The organism is Sphingomonas flavalba, from assembly GCF_004796535.1.
Taxonomy (GTDB): domain Bacteria; phylum Pseudomonadota; class Alphaproteobacteria; order Sphingomonadales; family Sphingomonadaceae; genus Sphingomonas_L; species Sphingomonas_L flavalba.
Map to the genome: position 1 here is coordinate 1 of NZ_SPHY01000024.1, position 15,786 is coordinate 15,786.

The 15,786-nt window shown below is 69.7% G+C and carries 16 protein-coding genes; 11 read left to right on the forward strand and 5 right to left on the reverse strand.

Annotation, left to right across the window (positions count from 1 at the left end; all coding sequences use genetic code 11):
* Both E4A53_RS14070 and E4A53_RS14075 read left to right on the forward strand, forming a co-directional pair.
* A partial coding sequence (locus E4A53_RS14070; RefSeq protein ID WP_136163749.1) for a M23 family metallopeptidase occupies positions 1 to 990 on the forward strand: 990 nt, incomplete at its 5' end.
* Positions 987 to 2,036: a potassium channel family protein gene (locus E4A53_RS14075; RefSeq protein ID WP_136163750.1), complete on the forward strand. Its 1,050-nt coding sequence runs from the start codon at positions 987 to 989 to the stop codon at positions 2,034 to 2,036. The genes E4A53_RS14070 and E4A53_RS14075, both read left to right, overlap by 4 nt.
* A 159-nt stretch (positions 2,037 to 2,195) precedes the next feature.
* Here the strand turns inward: E4A53_RS14075 and E4A53_RS14960 are convergent, their stop codons facing one another.
* Positions 2,196 to 3,002, reverse strand: a complete 807-nt coding sequence (locus E4A53_RS14960; RefSeq protein ID WP_239018317.1) for an Npun_F0296 family exosortase-dependent surface protein — start codon at positions 3,000 to 3,002, stop codon at positions 2,196 to 2,198.
* A gap of 227 nt (positions 3,003 to 3,229) precedes the next feature.
* Between E4A53_RS14960 and rimO the strand changes: the two genes are divergently transcribed.
* The 7 genes from rimO to E4A53_RS14110 all read left to right on the forward strand — a co-directional run bounded on the left by rimO (position 3,230) and on the right by E4A53_RS14110 (position 9,522).
* Positions 3,230 to 4,567 carry a 30S ribosomal protein S12 methylthiotransferase RimO gene (rimO, locus tag E4A53_RS14085; protein ID WP_136163760.1) on the forward strand — a complete coding sequence of 446 codons (1,338 nt, stop codon included), beginning with the start codon at positions 3,230 to 3,232 and terminating at the stop codon, positions 4,565 to 4,567.
* A complete protein-coding gene (locus E4A53_RS14090) occupies positions 4,564 to 5,961 on the forward strand; it encodes a leucyl aminopeptidase family protein (RefSeq protein ID WP_136163751.1) in 1,398 nt (465 codons plus the stop codon). The genes rimO and E4A53_RS14090 overlap by 4 nt, the downstream gene beginning before the upstream one ends.
* Positions 5,962 to 6,138: 177 nt before the next feature.
* On the forward strand, positions 6,139 to 6,468 hold the full coding sequence (locus E4A53_RS14095; RefSeq protein WP_136163761.1) for a MarR family winged helix-turn-helix transcriptional regulator: 330 nt from the start codon (positions 6,139 to 6,141) through the stop codon (positions 6,466 to 6,468).
* Between the two features lie 52 nt (positions 6,469 to 6,520).
* On the forward strand, positions 6,521 to 7,327 hold the full coding sequence (locus E4A53_RS14100; RefSeq protein ID WP_168694397.1) for a C40 family peptidase: 807 nt from the start codon (positions 6,521 to 6,523) through the stop codon (positions 7,325 to 7,327).
* Positions 7,324 to 8,262: an N-acetyl-gamma-glutamyl-phosphate reductase gene (argC, locus tag E4A53_RS14105; RefSeq protein ID WP_136163753.1), complete on the forward strand. Its 939-nt coding sequence runs from the start codon at positions 7,324 to 7,326 to the stop codon at positions 8,260 to 8,262. The genes E4A53_RS14100 and argC overlap by 4 nt, the downstream gene beginning before the upstream one ends.
* 341 nt (positions 8,263 to 8,603) lie before the next feature.
* Positions 8,604 to 8,768 carry a hypothetical protein gene (locus E4A53_RS14740; RefSeq protein ID WP_168694398.1) on the forward strand — a complete coding sequence of 55 codons (165 nt, stop codon included), beginning with the start codon at positions 8,604 to 8,606 and terminating at the stop codon, positions 8,766 to 8,768.
* Between the two features lie 61 nt (positions 8,769 to 8,829).
* Positions 8,830 to 9,522, forward strand: coding sequence for an alpha/beta fold hydrolase (locus E4A53_RS14110; protein WP_136163754.1), 693 nt, complete (start codon positions 8,830 to 8,832; stop codon positions 9,520 to 9,522).
* A 151-nt stretch (positions 9,523 to 9,673) separates the two neighbouring features.
* Here the strand turns inward: E4A53_RS14110 and E4A53_RS14115 are convergent, their stop codons facing one another.
* A complete protein-coding gene (locus E4A53_RS14115; RefSeq protein ID WP_136163755.1) occupies positions 9,674 to 11,728 on the reverse strand; it encodes a S9 family peptidase in 2,055 nt (684 codons plus the stop codon).
* A 60-nt stretch (positions 11,729 to 11,788) separates the two neighbouring features.
* Here E4A53_RS14115 and E4A53_RS14120 point away from each other — a divergent pair, with 60 nt between their 5' ends.
* Positions 11,789 to 13,582 (forward strand): aminopeptidase P family protein, encoded by a 1,794-nt coding sequence (locus E4A53_RS14120; RefSeq protein ID WP_136163756.1) that lies wholly within the window; start codon positions 11,789 to 11,791, stop codon positions 13,580 to 13,582.
* A gap of 132 nt (positions 13,583 to 13,714) precedes the next feature.
* On the opposite strand, the gene E4A53_RS15035 is transcribed toward E4A53_RS14120, so the two are convergent.
* Genes E4A53_RS15035 through rpsU form a run of 3 tightly spaced genes read right to left on the reverse strand, consistent with a single transcriptional unit; the run spans position 13,715 to position 14,672 of the window.
* A complete protein-coding gene (locus tag E4A53_RS15035) occupies positions 13,715 to 13,843 on the reverse strand; it encodes a hypothetical protein (protein ID WP_275401812.1) in 129 nt (42 codons plus the stop codon).
* A gap of 30 nt (positions 13,844 to 13,873) precedes the next feature.
* Entirely contained in the window at positions 13,874 to 14,455 is a 582-nt protein-coding gene (locus tag E4A53_RS14125; protein ID WP_136163757.1) for an FKBP-type peptidyl-prolyl cis-trans isomerase, read from the reverse strand.
* 10 nt (positions 14,456 to 14,465) lie between these two features.
* Positions 14,466 to 14,672 (reverse strand): 30S ribosomal protein S21, encoded by a 207-nt coding sequence (gene rpsU / locus E4A53_RS14130; protein ID WP_055983274.1) that lies wholly within the window; start codon positions 14,670 to 14,672, stop codon positions 14,466 to 14,468.
* 229 nt (positions 14,673 to 14,901) lie between these two features.
* Between rpsU and E4A53_RS14135 the strand changes: the two genes are divergently transcribed.
* Entirely contained in the window at positions 14,902 to 15,663 is a 762-nt protein-coding gene (locus tag E4A53_RS14135) for a class II aldolase/adducin family protein (RefSeq protein WP_136163758.1), read from the forward strand.
* The last annotated feature ends 123 nt before the right edge of the window (positions 15,664 to 15,786 follow it).

Genomic DNA, 15,786 nt, shown 5'->3' on the forward strand with positions numbered 1-15,786 from the left:
GGCGGCGGCCCCGCTCCTCCCGCCCCGGCGGCGCCCGCCGCATCCACCCCGCTGCCGCCCCGCATCGAGGCGCAGCTTGCCGGCCTGCCCGACAGCCCGCCGGTCTGGGACACGCGGCCGGCGCGGCCGGACGGCATCCGCGTCGCGGCGACGAGCTATGTCGTGCGGCCTGGCGATTCGCTCGGCCGGATCGCCCAGACGACCGGCGCCGGGATCGACGCGATCGCCGCCGCCAACGGCATCACCGAGCCGAACCGCATCCAGCCGGGCCAGCGGCTGCGGATCCCCGGCGGCCGCTATCACCCGATCGCGGCCGGCGACAGCGGCATCGCCATCGCCCGCGCATACGGCATCGCCTGGGACCGGATCGTCGCCGCCAACGGGCTGACCGACCCGTATATCCTGCGCGCCGGGCGGCGGCTGCTGATCCCCGAACCGGCGGGCACGCCGGGCCAGAACCTGGAGGAGCGCGCCGCCGCCTTCCGTATCGACATCGATTCGATCCTGACCGGCGGCCAGCCGGCGATCGCCGAGAACCAGGCGCCGGCCCGGCCGGTCGATAATGCGCGGCAGGCATTGCCGTCGACGGCGGCGGTGGCCGAGCCGCGCAATTTCTCGGGCCGGTTCGACTGGCCGATCGACGGCCGCGTGGTCCGCCGTTTCGGCCCCGGATCGGCTCTGGGCGAGAAGAACAACGGCATCGATCTGGCGGTCGCCGGGGGCAGCGCGATCCGCGCCGCCGCCGACGGCGTCGTCGCCTATGTCGGCACCGGCATTCCGTCCTATGGCGGGCTGATCCTGATCCGCCACGGCGACGGCTGGATCACCGCCTATGCCCAGGCGGCGGAGCTGAGCGTGACCCGCGGCCAGGCGGTGAAGCGCGGCCAGACCATCGGCCGCGCCGGCGCCGGCGACGCCCGCGTCCATTTCGAAATCCGCAGCAAGCGCGCGCCGGTCGACCCGCTGAAGCTGCTGCCGGCGCGGTCATGAACAGCCGGCTGCGCCGCTACGTCACCCTGCGGCGGCGGCCGGACACCCCGGTCTGGGTGTCGATCGGCTGGCGGGTGCTGTTCGTGCTGGCGCTGGTCGGCATCGCGGTCGGCGTCCACTGGATCGACAGCGACGGGCTGCAGGACGCCGCCGACGGGCATGTCAGCTTCCTGGACGTCGTCTATTTCACGATGATCTCGATCACCACCACCGGCTATGGCGACATCGTACCGGTCAGCGATCGCGCTCGGCTGTTCGACGCGCTGATCGTCACGCCGATCCGCGTATTCGTGGTGCTGCTGTTCATCGGCACCGCCTATAGCTTCATCTTCAAACGCACCTGGGACAGATGGCGTATGGCGCTTATCCAGAAAAGCCTGAGCGGGCACATCATCATCGCCGGTTTCGGCACCAGCGGCTCGGAGGCGGTCGAGGAACTGCTGGCGCGCGGCATTCCGGCATCCGACATCGTCGTGCTCGACCCGAGCCCCGGCGCGGTCGCCCGCGCCGAGGCGATGGGCTGCAACGTGCTGGAGGGCGATGCGACCCGCGACCGCACGCTGGAGGCGGTGCGCCTGCAAAGCGCCCGCGCGCTGATCATTTCCGCCGGGCGCGACGACACGTCGATTCTGATCGCGCTGACCGCGCGCCACGTCGCGCCGGAGGTGCAGATCAGCCTCGTCGTCCGTGCCGAGGACAACGAACTGCCCGCCCGCGCCGCCGGCGCCAATGTCGTTATCAACCCGGTCAGCTTTGCCGGGCTGCTGCTCGCCGGATCGGCGGAAGGGCCGCACATCGCCGACTATCTCGCCGACCTCGCGTCGACCGACGGCAAGGCCCAGCTGGCCGAACGGCTGGTCGACGCGACGGAATGCGGCAAGCCGCTGAGCGCGATCGGCAGCGGGCTGGGTGTGCGCGTCTACCGCGGCAACGCCGTTTACGGCCCGCGCGAGCCGGAGGTACAGGCGTTGCTGCCCGGCGACATCATCGTCGAGATCGTCGACGGCAACGGGCGACCGCGCACCGTTGGCAAAAGCCGGGGATAAAGTTTTTCCGTTTCCGGTAGAAACACCCCTCCCCTTCAGGGGAGGGGCTTTATAGGCCTCGATCAAAGTCGGAAAAACTCTAGAGACGGACCCGCCGACACATGAAAAACGCCGCCGGCCTCGCGACCGGCGGCCTCATTTCGGATCAGGCCCTGCCGATCAGGCGAGGCTGACACGGATCCGGTTGCGCGAGCGCATCGCGCCGCCGATCATGCCGAAGCCGGCGATCAGCATCGCCCAGGTCGCCGGTTCCGGCACGCCGACCGGGGTGCCGCCCTGGCTCTTCCACCAGCCGACGGTGTGGTTGTCCGACTCGTAGCCGGCGGTCGTCGTCTGCTTGAACACGATCCGGTCGAAGCCGGTCGACTCGTTGAAGAAGTTCACGAACGCATAGGGCTCGGCCTTGTTCTGGCCCTCAAACGCCCCATCCGGGTTGCCGTAATAGGGATTGGTGCCGCCGGCGTTGTTGCCCACCTTGGCGATAACGTCGGTCGGCGAAAAGGTACCAAGCAGGTTGTAACCGCCGGCGCCGTCGCTCTTGTAGAATTCAAGGATGTTGCCGCCGTCGAGCGCCGACAGCCAGTAGCCGAAATAGGTCAGGCTCTCGCCATTCTCGGTGCTGAAGTCGATCGCGTAGCTGCCGGTCTGGCTGATGCCGGCAACCGCATAATTGTTGTCGCCGCCGGCGCCGCCATACTGGTCCGGCGTGTGCACGTTCAGGTTGGTGTAGGTGCCGGTGATCGGGCTGCTGCCGAAATCGCTGACATAGGTGGAGTGGATGCCGGTCGACAGCGAATCGAACGTCTCTACACCGTAATTGTTGATGTCGCCGCCGAAATAGGCGCCGCTGGCGTTCTTGACGCCGGCGTTCTCGATGGTGACGGTGAACCCCGCCGGCAGTTCGGCGTGCGCGATGCCGCTACCGGCCATCAGCGCCGCACCCAGGAAAGCTACCCCAATCCGCATAACGTACTCCTCACAGTCACCCCAACACGAAAGCGTGTATCGCAAGGCAAGCAATGCGCGTGCCAAGTATACCCACGGACAAAAATCGGTGGATTCTCGTCAATTATTTCTTAACCATAAGAATATGCTTACGCTGGTGTAAAGAATGCCGACGCGCTGGGGGCTGGTTGCGGTTGCTGCAATCGACGATGGAAAATCGGCGGGACAAGGCTTATCTGGCGCCGGTAATGGCCACCACCACCCTCCCCACCCCGCCCAAGGTCGGCATGGTTTCGCTCGGCTGCCCGAAGGCGCTGGTCGACAGCGAACGCATCCTGACCAAGCTGCGCGCCGACGGATACCAGATGTCGCCCGACTATGCCGGGGCGGACGTGGTGCTGGTCAACACCTGCGGCTTCCTCGACAGCGCCAAGGAGGAAAGCCTGGAGGCGATCGGCGAGGCGATCGCCGAGAACGGTCGCGTCATCGTCACCGGCTGCATGGGCAAGGAGGCAGAGGCGATCCGCGCCCGTTTCCCCGCCGTGCTCGCCGTCACCGGGCCGCAGCAATATGAAGAGGTGGTCGGCGCCGTCCACGACGCCGCGCCGCCGGTCCCCTCCCCCTTCCTCGACCTGGTGCCGGAAGGCGGGATCAAGCTGACGCCGCGCCACTACAGCTATGTGAAGATTTCGGAGGGGTGCAACCACCGCTGCGCCTTCTGCATCATCCCGTCGCTGCGCGGCGACCTGGTCAGCCGCCGGCCCGACGCGATCCTGCGCGAAGCGGAGAAGCTGGTCGCCGCCGGCACCAAGGAACTGCTGGTGATCAGCCAGGACACGTCGGCTTACGGCGTCGACCTGCGCCACGGCGAATGGGCGTGGAAGGGCGCGCCGGTCCGCGCCCACATGACCGATCTCGCCCGCGAGATGGGCAAGCTGGGCGCCTGGGTGCGGCTGCATTATGTCTACCCCTATCCGCATGTCGAACAGGTTGTGCCGCTGATGGCGGAGGGGCTGGTCCTGCCCTATCTCGATATCCCGTTCCAGCACGCCAGCCCCAAGGTGCTGAAAGCGATGAAGCGCCCGGCCAACGACGCCAAGGTGCTTGAGCGGCTGCGCGGCTGGCGGGCGATCGCGCCGGACATCGCCATCCGCTCCAGCTTCGTCGTCGGCTTCCCCGGCGAGACCGAGGAAGATTTCCAGTATCTGCTCGACTGGCTGGACGAGGCGCAGCTCGACCGGGTCGGCGCCTTCCGTTTCGAACCGGTGGAAGGCGCAGCCGCCAACGCCCTGCCCGACCCGGTGCCGGAGGCGGTGAAGGAGGAGCGTTACCAACGGCTGATGGCGCGCTGCGCCGCGATCTCGACCGCCAAGCTGGCCGCCAAGGTCGGCCGGACGATCGCCGTCATCATCGACGAGGCCGACGGCGAAGGCGGCGCCTCCGGCCGGTCCAAGGCCGACGCGCCGGAGATCGACGGCGCCGTCCACCTGCGCGACGCCCCCGATGCAAAACCGGGCGATATCCTGTCCGTCCTCGTCGAGGATTCGGACGAGCACGACCTGTTCGGCGTGCCGGTCGCCGCATGACCGAATTCGCCGCCCTGCTCCAGCCCGACAAGGGCGAGGCGGCCCGCGCCGTACACATCGTCGACGCCGCCGGCCATGACGCCTGGCTGAAGGCGCAGCCGCCGCGCGCCCGCGCCGCCGCCGCCGCGCAGGGCTTTGCCGCCAAGCCGGGCGAACGCGCGATCCTGCCCGGCGACGAGGCGGACGCCTGGTCGGTCGCCGTCGGCGTGGCAAAAGCGGCGGCGCTGACCCCCTGGTGCCTGGCCGATGCCGCCGCCGGCCTGCCGGAAGGGCGCTACCGGCTGGCCGACGCGGCGCCGGGGGCGGCGGCGCTCGGCTGGCTGCTCGCCCAGCACCGCTTCACCCGCTACCGCGCCGCCGACGCCGCCGAGGGCGCGCGCGTGCTTCTGACCACCGACGCCGCGCACATCGCCGAGACGGTGCGGATCGCCGAATCCGTCGCGCTGGTCCGCGACATGGTCAACACCGCGCCGGAGGACATGGGCCCGGCGGCGATCGAGGCGGCGGTGCGCGCGCTGGCCGAGGCGGCGGGCGGGCAGGTCAGCGTCGTCAGCGGCGCCGATCTTGCCAGTGCCTATCCGATGATCCACGCCGTCGGCCGCGCTGCCGGCAAGGGCCGCGAGCCGCGCCTGCTGTCGCTGGAATGGGGCAACCCCGCCCATCCGCGCATCGCCATCGTGGGCAAGGGCGTGTGCTTCGATTCCGGCGGGCTGGACATCAAGTCGGCGGCGGGGATGCGGCTGATGAAGAAGGATATGGGCGGGGCAGCGCACGCGCTGGCGCTGGCCCGGCTGGTTGCGACCGGCCATCTGCCGGTCCGCCTCCACCTGCTGATCCCGGCGGTCGAGAATGCGGTGGCGGGCAATGCCTTCCGCCCCGGCGACGTGCTGCGCAGCCGCAAGGGTCCATCGGTCGAGGTCAGCAATACCGATGCCGAGGGGCGGCTGATCCTGGGCGACGCGCTGGCCCGCGCGTTCGAGGAACAGCCGGCGCTGACCATCGATTTCGCGACGCTGACCGGCGCGGCGCGGGTTGCCCTTGGCCCCGACCTGCCGGCGCTGTTCGCCAATGACGACGCGCTGGCCGCCGATCTGCTGGCGGCGGGAACGGCGGTCGGCGATCCGGTTTGGCGGATGCCGCTGTGGGACGGCTATGACGAGATGCTGAAATCCGACATCGCCGACATCGACAATGCGCCGGAAGGCGGCATGGCCGGCGCGGTCACCGCCGCGCTGTTCCTGCGCAAATTCGTGCCGGAAGGCGCCGCCTGGGCGCATTTCGACACCTTCGCCTGGCGCCCCGCCGCCCGGCCCGGGCGGCCGAAGGGCGGCGAGGCGCTGGGCCTGCGCGCCGCCTGGGCGATGCTGCGCGCCCGCTACGGCGGTGACGCCTGATCGTTCTGCCAGCGCGGCAGGCGCCCCGCCGGCTGCGACGAAATCGAAACCGAGGCGAAACCAAGTCCGTCGCGGCGCGTTCCGGCGCGTAACGATCCATTCGGGTCGGGTCGACCGCGACGGCAGAGAGGACAAGCAGTGCAGGGACCGGGGCAGGACAAGGCGTTGATGGCCTGGATGCGAGCCCTGCTGACCTATGTCCGGTCCGGGGAGCCGGATTTGACCAACCGCCAGATGGCGCTGCTGATGGTCGTCTACCTGCAGCAGGGGCCGCACACCGTGCGCGGGCTGGCCCATGCGCTGAACGTCTCGAAACCGGTCATCACACGCGCCTTGAACAGGCTTGGCGCGCTCGGCTATCTGCGACGCCAGCGCGACGATGCGGACCGACGCAATATCTTCGTGGCGCCGACGCGCGAAGGGGCGGACTTTCTTGACGGTTTCAGATCCATCATCGGGGCAAGCGGGCGCACCGGCGGCCGCAGCGGCGAACGCCCTTCCGGCTGAGACATTCGCCCTCAGGGGCCGGTCGGTCACGCTCGACCGCCGGGTCAACGCGGTGCGCGGCGACGTCGCCGACCTGGCGTTGGCCGGCACGCTGTTCGCCCCGCGCTATGCCCGGGCGCTGCACCGCCGCTGCCTGCGCCCGGCGGTGCCGGTGCGCGACGCGGCCGGGGACTCGGCGCAGACGGTCAGCGAACTGCTCGCCGGAGAGGCGTTCGCGGTCATCGACATCAGTGGCGACTGGGCCTGGGGCTATTGCGTCCACGACCATTATGTCGGCCATGTCCCGCTCGCCGCGCTGGGCGAGGGCGCCACGCCTACCCACCGCGTTGTCCGCCCGGCGGCGCTGGTCCACGCCGCGCCCGATTTCCGCGCCCCGGCGGTCGCCCGGCTGAGCCTGGGCGCTGCGGTGGCGGCCGAGGGCGACGGACCGTGGCTGGCGGTGGACGGCGGCTACATGGTCGCGGCGCATCTGGCGACGGCCGGCGCGCGGGTTGCCGATCCGGTGGTGCTGGCCGAAAGCCTGATCGGTCTGCCCTATCTATGGGGCGGGCGCGGCGGCGACGGCATCGACTGTTCCGGCCTGGTCCAGTTGGTCCACGGCCTGGCCGGCCACACGCTCCCGCGCGACAGCGACATGCAGCAGCAGGCGGCCGGCGCGCTGCTGGCGCCGGGCACGGCGCCGGTGCGCGGCGACCTGATCTTCTTTCCCGGCCATGTCGGGATCATGGCGGACAAGGCGCGAATCATCCATGCCAGCCGGGCGGCGATGGCGGTGGTCGCCGAGCCGCTGGCCGCCGTTACCGCCGCCTTTGCCGCGGACCATGCGACGCCGATCGTCGCCCACAGGAGAATAACGTGACCGTCAGGATTTTCGTCGATGGCAGCGCCGGCACCACCGGGCTGGAGATTCTCGACCGGCTGGCGGGGCGGCCGGAGCTGGCGGTATCGACCCTGCCCGACGACCTGCGCAAGGATCCGGCGGCGCGCGCCGACGCGCTGGCCGCCGCCGACATCGCCATCCTCTGCCTGCCCGACGCCGCCGCGCGCGAGGCGGTGGCGCTGATCGGCGACGGCGCGACGCGGGTGATCGACGCGTCGACCGCCCACCGCACCGCCGCCGGCTGGGACTATGGCTTTCCCGAATTGCGGCCGGGCCAGCGCGAGCGGATCGCCGGTTCGGCCCGGGTCTCCAACCCCGGCTGCTACCCCACCGCCTTCCTCGCGCTGATGGCCCCGCTGGTCGACGGTGGCCTGCTCGCCGCCGACTGGCCGTGGACGGTCAACGCCGCGTCCGGCTATTCCGGCGGCGGCAAGGCGATGATCGCCGCGTTCGAGGACACCGACGCGCCGGATGCCAGCGCCACCGCCTTCCGCCTCTACAGCCTGGGCGCGACCCACAAGCATGTGCCGGAAATGCAGACCCATGCCCGGCTGACCCACCCGCCGCTGTTCGCGCCGGCGGTGGCGCGCACCTATCGCGGCATGCTGGTCGACGTGCCGGTGCCGGCACCGGCGCTGCGCGCCGCCCCGGCCGATCTGCGCGCGGCGCTGGCCGAGGCACATGCCGGATCGCCGCTGATCAGCGTCGCGCCGGAAAACGACGGATCGGCGCTGATGATCGAGGAAGTGGCGGGCACCGACCGCATTGCGCTCCACGTCTTTGCCGACGCGGCGACCGGGCAGGCCCGGCTGATCGCGGCGATCGACAATCTCGGCAAGGGCGCCGCCGGGGCCGCCGTGCAGAATCTGAACCTGATGGCCGGGCTGCCGGAAACCAGCGGGCTGCGGCTGTAGGCGGCACCGCCCCGCCGCCCAAAGCCGGGCTTGGCGACGCCAAAGATTTTGCGCGTCGCGCATAGTCTACTTTATGCGTAGACAAGAAGCGTCGGTTGGTTCGGCCGACTGCTTCCGAACCCGCGGCTTTTGATCGTCCAGCTTGCCCCGCGTCACCAACGGCTAAAGCGCGCGCCCCGCCGTGGCAGCGGCGGGCGCGTTCCGGGAAAGGAACGCCTTATGTCCGCATCCCTGCCCTACCCCGTCCCCGTCCACCGCGCCCGGCGATGTCGGTGCGGCTGCTGACCAGCCGCACGGACGAACAGCGCCGGCCCCGCGCGCCGGCGATACGGAGACAGGACATGACCCATTTTTCGACGACGGCCGATGACGGCCGGCTCGACAGCTATTCGCTGTCGCTGCAAAGCGCCGCCCGCGCATTATGGGGCGACGAGGCATTCTGGGGGCGGCACCGGCCGCGCATCCGCACGCCGCAGGCGGACGGGCGCACCCCGCCGCGCCGCTAAACCGGGGCAGGGTGGCGGCGGCACGATTGGCGCTGTCACTGAAATGCCATAAGGTGGGGGGATGGCGTCTGCCCGTCCCCCCGCCGAATCGGCACCGCCCCCGTTCAGCCTGCTGCTGCGCGAGATCGGCCGCATCGTAGACTGGCGACGGACGGCGGCGCCGCGCTGGCACCCGGACGCCGTTGGCGGCGGCCGGCCGGTGCTGGTCCTGCCCGGCTTCCTGGCCAGCGACCTGTCGACCCGGCCGCTGCGCCTGGCGCTGCGCCAGGCCGGCTTCGCCGCCTATGGCTGGGGCCAGGGGCGCAATTTCGGGCTGCGCGCCGATACGCTGCCGCGCATCGACGCGCTGGTCGGCCGGCTGTCGGAACGGCACGGCGAACCGGTGGCGCTGGTCGGCTGGAGCCTGGGCGGGCTGATCGCGCGCGAATATGCCAAGCAGGCGCCGGAGCGGGTGGCGCAGGTGGTGACGCTGGGCAGCCCGTTTTCCGGTGACATCCGCGCCAACAACGCCTGGCGGCTGTACGAGCTGATCGCCCGTCACAAGGTCGACGCGCCGCCGCTGCCCTGCGCGCTTGACGAGAAGCCGCCGGTCGCGACCACCGCGATCTGGTCCCGCCGCGACGGCGTCGTCGCCGCCGCCAGCGCCCGCGGCAAGGCCGGCGAACGCGACCGCGCGGTCGAGGTCGGCTGCGGCCATATCGAGATGGTCTACACCCCCGAGGCGCAACGCGCGGTCATCGCCGCGCTGGCCTGAGCACAGCCGCTGCCATCGCGAGCGCAGCGACGCATCCGGCACGACGGAAAGCGGATTGCCGCGCCCTTCGGGCTCGCAATGACGGGGGAGGCGATGGGGAGGTCCCCCACCCCAACCCCTCCCCTGAAGGGGAAGGGCTTTGCAGGCTGCCTCAGGCCAGGCCGAGCTGCCAGAGGATGAAGGCCTGTTCCTCCGCCTCCTCGCGCAGCGATTCGAAGCGGCCGGACTTGCCGCCGTGGCCGGCGCCCATGTTGGTCTTGAGCAGCAGGATATTGGCGTCGGTCTTGGTCGCGCGCAGCTTCGCCGCCCATTTCGCCGGTTCCCAATAGGTCACGCGCGGATCGTTCAGGCCGCCGGAAATCAGCATCGGCGGATAGGCTTGCGCTGTCACATTGTCATAGGGGCTGTAACCGAGCATCAGCCGGAACGCCGCTTCGTCGGTGATCGGGTTGCCCCATTCCGGCCATTCGCCCGGCGTCAGCGGCAGGGTTTCGTCGAGCATCGTGTTGACGACGTCGACGAACGGCACGTCGGCGATGACAGGGCCGTAAAGCTCCGGCGCCTGGTTGACGACCGCGCCCATCAGCTCGCCGCCGGCCGAGCGCCCGGCCGCCGCCACCCGCCCCTGCGCCGCATAGCCGAGCGCGATCAGCCCCTTCGTCACGTCCACGAAATCGTTGAAGCTGTTGGTCCGCCGTTCCAGCTTGCCGTCGAGATACCACTGGTAACCCAGGTCATCGCCACCACGGATATGGGCGATCGCATAGGCCATGCCCCGGTCGAGCAGCGACAGCCGCGCGGTGGAGAAGCCGGGCGCGACGGCGTGGCCATAGGCGCCATAGGCGTAGAGGTAGAGCGCGCCGGTGCCGTCCTTCGCGAAGCCCCGGGGATAGACGATCGACACCGGGATGCCGGTGCCGTCGCGCGCGGCGATGGTCAGCCTTTCCGTCCGGTAGCCGGCCTTGTCGTAGCCGGACGGGATCTCCTGCACCTTCAGCACCGTCATCGCCGCGGTTGCCGGGTCATAATCGACCACGGTGTCGGGGGTGACCATCGATTCGTAGGACAGGCGCAGCGTCTGCGTCCGGTATTCCGGATTCTCGTCCAGCCCGGCGACATAGCTTTCCTCCGGGAAAGCGACGCGGCGGGCCGCATGGGTCCGGTAGTCGCGCAGCTCGACCTGATCGAGGCCGGCGTCGCGGCCTTCGGTCACGTAGAAATCGGCGAAGCAGGTCATATCGGTCAGGTAGAAGCCGTCCGACGGGGCGATCACCTCCCGCCAGTCGCCGGGCGCCGACAGCGGCGCGGTCACCAGCCGGAAATTGGGATGGGTATCGTTGGTGCGGATGAACAGCGTGCCGGCATGCTCCTCCACCTCATATTCCCGGCCAGCCCGGCGCGGCGCGACCAGCAGCGGCGTCGCGGTCGGGTCAGCGAACGGCAGCACCCGCACCTCGCTGGTCACATTGTCGCCGGTGGCGAGCAGGATCAGCGCGCGCGACTGGGTGGTGCCGACGCCGACCTGGAAACCGTCATCCGCCTCGCGGTACAATTCGACATCATCGGAAACCGGGGTGCCGAGCGCGTGCAGCATGATCCGGTCGACCCGCCACTGGGCGTTGACCCGGCCGTAGAGCAGGTGCCGCCCGTCCCCGGCCCAGACCACCGCGCCCAGGGTTTCGGGGATCACGTCCGGCAGCAATTCGCCGGTTGAAAGGTCGCGGATGCGGACGGTGAAGCGTTCCGACCCGTCGTCGTCCACCGCATAGGCGAGCAGCCGGTCGTCCGGGCTGATATCGGTCGCGCCGAGGCGGAAATACTCCTTGCCCTCCGCCAGTGCCGGTTCGTCGATCAGCAACTCGTCCGGGCCGCCGGCGACCGGGCGGCGCCACCATTTGCGGTATTGCGCGCCGATGTCGAACGAGCGCCAGTAGAGATAGGCGCCGTCGCGCGACGGGACCGAGCTGTCGTCCTCCCTGATCCGGCCCTTCATCTCGGCGAACAGCGTGTCGACCAGCGGCCGGTGCGGGGCCATCGCCGCTTCGAAATAGGCGTTCTCCGCCTCCAGATAGCCGAGGATTTCGGGGTCGTTCACCTCCGGATAGGCGGGGTCGCGCAGCCAGTGCCACGGGTCTTCGCGGGTGACGCCGTGGGTGGTGGCGCGGTGCGGCCGGCGGTCGGCGACAGGGGGAAGCGGAAGGGTCATCTTGGCTTTCTGGAAAAGACGGGATTATGCATGGGCATCATCTGGAATGAGGCTTTGGCGATGTCCACCCACGAAGCGCGCCTGCGGGCACTGCGCGACCAATTGAAGCGTGACCGGCTCGACGGGTTCGTCGTGCCGCTGACCGACGAGCATATGAGCGAATATGTCGGCAGCTATGCCCAGCGGCTGGCGTGGCTGACCGGCTTCCAGGGCTCCGCCGGGTCGGCGGTGGTGCTGCCCGAGGAAGCGGCGATCTTCGTCGACGGCCGCTACACGCTGCAGGCGCGCGAGCAGGTCGACGGCGGGCTGTGGCAATTCGCCTCGGTACCGCAGACCAGCGTCGCCGAATGGCTGGGCGCCCACGCGGCGCAGGGCGCGCGGATCGGCTACGATCCTTGGCTGCACACCCGTGCCTGGGTGGAGCAGGCGACCAAGGCGCTGGCGGCGAAGGACGCGACGCTGGTCGCGGTCGACACCAACCCGGTCGACGCGGTGTGGCCCGACCGGCCGGCGCCGTCGACGGCGCGGCTGGAACCTTATGCCGACGCGCTTGCCGGCCGCTCCTCCGCCGCCAAGCGGCAGGACATCGCCGACTGGCTGCATGCCCGCGGGGCCGACGCGGTGGTGCTGTCGGCACTCGACTCGATCGCCTGGACGCTGAACGTGCGCGGCCGCGACGTCACTCACACCCCGGTCGCCCTCGCCTATGCGGTGGTCAACGCCGACGCGACCGCCGACCTGTTCGTCGCGCCGGAAAAGATGAGCGACGCCGTCGCCCAGCATCTCGGCAACGCGGTGCGCGTCTACGACCGCGCCTCCTTCCCTGCCGCGCTCGGCGGGTTCGGCGGCAAGCGAGTCGTCGTCGACCCAGGCTTCGCCGTCGCCGCGATCTTCGACCGGCTCGACGCCGGCGGGGCGGAGGTGATCGCCACCCGCGACCCGACCGTGCTCGCCAAGGCGATGAAGAACCCGGCCGAAACCGCCGGGCACAAGGCGGCGCAGGCGCGCGACGGCGCCGCGCTCAGCCGTTTCCTCCACTGGTTGTCGGTCGAGGCGCCGAAGGGCGGCCTGACCGAGTTGAGCGTGCTCGCCAAGCTGGCGGAATTCCGCGAGGCGACCGGCGTGCTGCTCGACCATTCCTTCGCGACGATCTCCGCCGCCGGGCCGCATGCCGCGATCCCGCATTACCATTCGACCGAAGCGTCGAACCTGCCGCTGGAAATGGATCGCATCTTCCTGGTCGATTCGGGCGGCCAGTATCTGGACGGCACCACCGACGTGACCCGCACCGTCATCGTCGGCACGCCGACCGAGGAAATGCGCGACCGTTTCACCCGCGTGCTGAAAGGCCATATCGCGCTGGCCACCGCCACCTTCCCGGCCGGCACCACCGGCGGGCAGCTTGACATACTGGCGCGGCAATATCTGTGGGCGGCGGGCCTAGACTATGCCCACGGCACCGGCCACGGCGTCGGCGCCTATCTGGCGGTGCACGAGGGGCCGCAGCGGATCGCCGCGCCGAGCTACCCCGGCGGCGGCCCGGCCGAGCCGCTGTGCGCCGGCATGCTGCTGTCCAACGAGCCGGGCTATTACAAGGCAGGCGAATACGGCATCCGCATCGAAAACCTGGTGCAGGTGATCGACAAGCCCACCCCGGGCGGCGACCAGCCGATGCTGGGTTTCGAAACGCTGACCTTCGCGCCGATCGACCGCGCGCTGATCGCCGTGGCCATGCTCAGCCCGGCGGAGCGGGCGTGGATGGACGCCTATCACGCCCAGGTGATGGAGATCGTCGGGCCGCAGCTCGACGGTGCCGACCGCGCCTGGCTGGAGGCCGCCTGCGCGCCGCTGTAAGGCGGATGCGTAGCGGGTGGATTGCTTCGCCGCGCTCGCAATGACGGGGATCGGTGCTCCTGCACGGGCAGGCGCGAATGGCGCAGGAGCACGGCGCTGGCATTCCGGGCTCCTGCTTGCGCGGAAGCCCGTCTAGCGATCTGGAGAGGCAGGCGGCGGCGCGGCGGGTTCGGGTTCGGCGCGGGACTGGGCCTTGCGGCGGCGCAGGTTGGCGCGCAGCGCCTCCGCCAGCCGTTTTTCCCGCGCTTCGTCCTTGCTCATGCGCTCAGGCCCTCACCGGCGCCGGAAGGCTTAGTGGCCGCCGGGCCCGCCCGGACCACCGGGCATCTGCATCTGCTGCTGCATCTGCATTTGCTGGAGCACCGCCATCGGGATGAAGTCGATCAGCTCGACATCAAAGGTCAGCAGCGCGTCCGGCGGAATCGGCCCGCCCGGCGGCACCTTGTCGCCATAGGCCAGCTCCGGCTTCAGCCAGATGCGGTACTTGCCGCCCTTCTGCATCAGCTTCAGCGCTTCGGTGAAGCCGGGGACGACGCCGGTCACCGGGAAGGGGGTACGCTCCCCCTTGTCGAACTGCTTGCCGTCGCGCAGCGTGCCGACATAGTTGATCAGCGCGACATCGGCATCGGTCGGGCTGTCGCCCTCCCCCGCCTTGACGACCTGATACTGCAGGCCGCTTTCGGTTTCGACCACGCCGGACTGCTTCTTGTTCCAGACCAGGAAATCGGCGTTGGAGCCGGCCTGGGCGACGACCGCGCCGGTCCCCGACCAGGCGATGGCGGCACCAGCGGCAGCGACCAGCGCCAGGCCGATGCACAGGCGGGTCAGCGTGCCCTTCTGCACCGGCTGCAGCGGAACGGCGGTGTTCGACATGGCGGCGGCCTTACCGGGCGCCGTCGCGCTCGGCGCGCTTACGCTCCAGCTTGCGGGCGCGGCGGATGGCGGCGGCGCGCTCACGCGCCCGCTTCTCCGACGGCTTCTCGTAGTGACGGCGCAGCTTCATCTCGCGATACACGCCCTCGCGCTGCAGCTTCTTCTTCAGCGCGCGCAGGGCCTGGTCGACATTATTGTCGCGAACGATGATCTGCATAAACCTGTCGATCTCCAATCAGTTTCCAACGCCCTGCCGGCTGATCGGGCGGGCCGCGGGCGCAAAGAAAAGGGTCGGCGCGGAATCGCTTCCGCCCCAGAAGGTTGGCGCCCTACCAGCGCGGCCGCCGATTTTCAAGCGCATTGCGCCTACGCGCGCCACCATGCGATACGGGTAGCGAAACGAAACCGGCGGCGCACCGCGCGACGGCCGAGCAAGGAGAGAGGCGATGGAAACCGCGATCAGGCGCAATTCGCAAATCAGCGACGGCGAACGCCAGGCGCGGCAGCAGCTTGCCGCCTGCTACCGCGTGTTCGCGATGCTCGGCTGGGACGAGATGATCTACAACCACATCACCCTGCGGCTGGACGACGAACCGGATGCGTTCCTGATCAACCCCTACGGCCTGCATTTCAGCGAGGTCACCGCGTCCAACCTGGTCAAGATCGACATCGACGGCAATAAACTGGACGACAACCCGCATCCGGTGAACCTGGCCGGCTTCACCCAGCACAGCGTGTTCCACCGCCACCTGCCCGACGCGCATTGCATCATGCACACCCACACCACCGCCGGCATGGCGGTGAGCGCGGTCGAAGGCGGGCTGCGGCCGACCAATTTCTACGCCTGCAACTTCGCCGGCCAGATCGCCTACCATGATTTCGAGGGGATCACGGTGCGCGCCGAGGAAGGCGAGCGGCTTGTCGCCCATCTGGGTGACAAGCGGGTGATGTTCCTCAGGAACCACGGCATCGTCGCGATGGGCAAGACCCTGCCGGAAGCGTTCCTGAAACACTGGGCGTTGCAGCGCGCCTGCGAGATCCAGCTGGCCACCGCATCGATGGGCACGCCGATCGAGGTGCCGGCGGAGGTCGTCGCCGTCCACCAGCGCGACCTGTCGAAAGTGCAGATACCCGGAGGCCCCGGCGTCCCCGATTTCGCCGCGATGGTCCGCCTCGTCGACCGGATTGACCGGAGTTGGCGCGACTAGGCTCAGGACCCATTGATGTGAGAGGCTCGATCTGATTCAGGCTCCGTAAGGAGACTGAGCATGAGCGACCTGTACTGGCTGAGTGACGAGCAGATGGATCGTCTGCGGCCCTATTTCCCCAAG

Coding starts and splice junctions, on each gene's coding strand:
- E4A53_RS14075 (WP_136163750.1), top strand. CDS start 987: ATGAACAGCCGGCTGCGCCGCTACGTCACCCTGCGGCGGCGGCCGGAC.
- E4A53_RS14960 (WP_239018317.1), bottom strand. CDS start 3,002: ATGCGGATTGGGGTAGCTTTCCTGGGTGCGGCGCTGATGGCCGGTAGC.
- rimO (WP_136163760.1), top strand. CDS start 3,230: ATGGCCACCACCACCCTCCCCACCCCGCCCAAGGTCGGCATGGTTTCG.
- E4A53_RS14090 (WP_136163751.1), top strand. CDS start 4,564: ATGACCGAATTCGCCGCCCTGCTCCAGCCCGACAAGGGCGAGGCGGCC.
- E4A53_RS14095 (WP_136163761.1), top strand. CDS start 6,139: ATGCGAGCCCTGCTGACCTATGTCCGGTCCGGGGAGCCGGATTTGACC.
- E4A53_RS14740 (WP_168694398.1), top strand. CDS start 8,604: ATGACCCATTTTTCGACGACGGCCGATGACGGCCGGCTCGACAGCTAT.
- E4A53_RS14110 (WP_136163754.1), top strand. CDS start 8,830: ATGGCGTCTGCCCGTCCCCCCGCCGAATCGGCACCGCCCCCGTTCAGC.
- E4A53_RS14115 (WP_136163755.1), bottom strand. CDS start 11,728: ATGACCCTTCCGCTTCCCCCTGTCGCCGACCGCCGGCCGCACCGCGCC.
- E4A53_RS14120 (WP_136163756.1), top strand. CDS start 11,789: ATGTCCACCCACGAAGCGCGCCTGCGGGCACTGCGCGACCAATTGAAG.
- E4A53_RS15035 (WP_275401812.1), bottom strand. CDS start 13,843: ATGAGCAAGGACGAAGCGCGGGAAAAACGGCTGGCGGAGGCGCTGCGC.
- E4A53_RS14125 (WP_136163757.1), bottom strand. CDS start 14,455: ATGTCGAACACCGCCGTTCCGCTGCAGCCGGTGCAGAAGGGCACGCTG.
- rpsU (WP_055983274.1), bottom strand. CDS start 14,672: ATGCAGATCATCGTTCGCGACAATAATGTCGACCAGGCCCTGCGCGCG.
- E4A53_RS14135 (WP_136163758.1), top strand. CDS start 14,902: ATGGAAACCGCGATCAGGCGCAATTCGCAAATCAGCGACGGCGAACGC.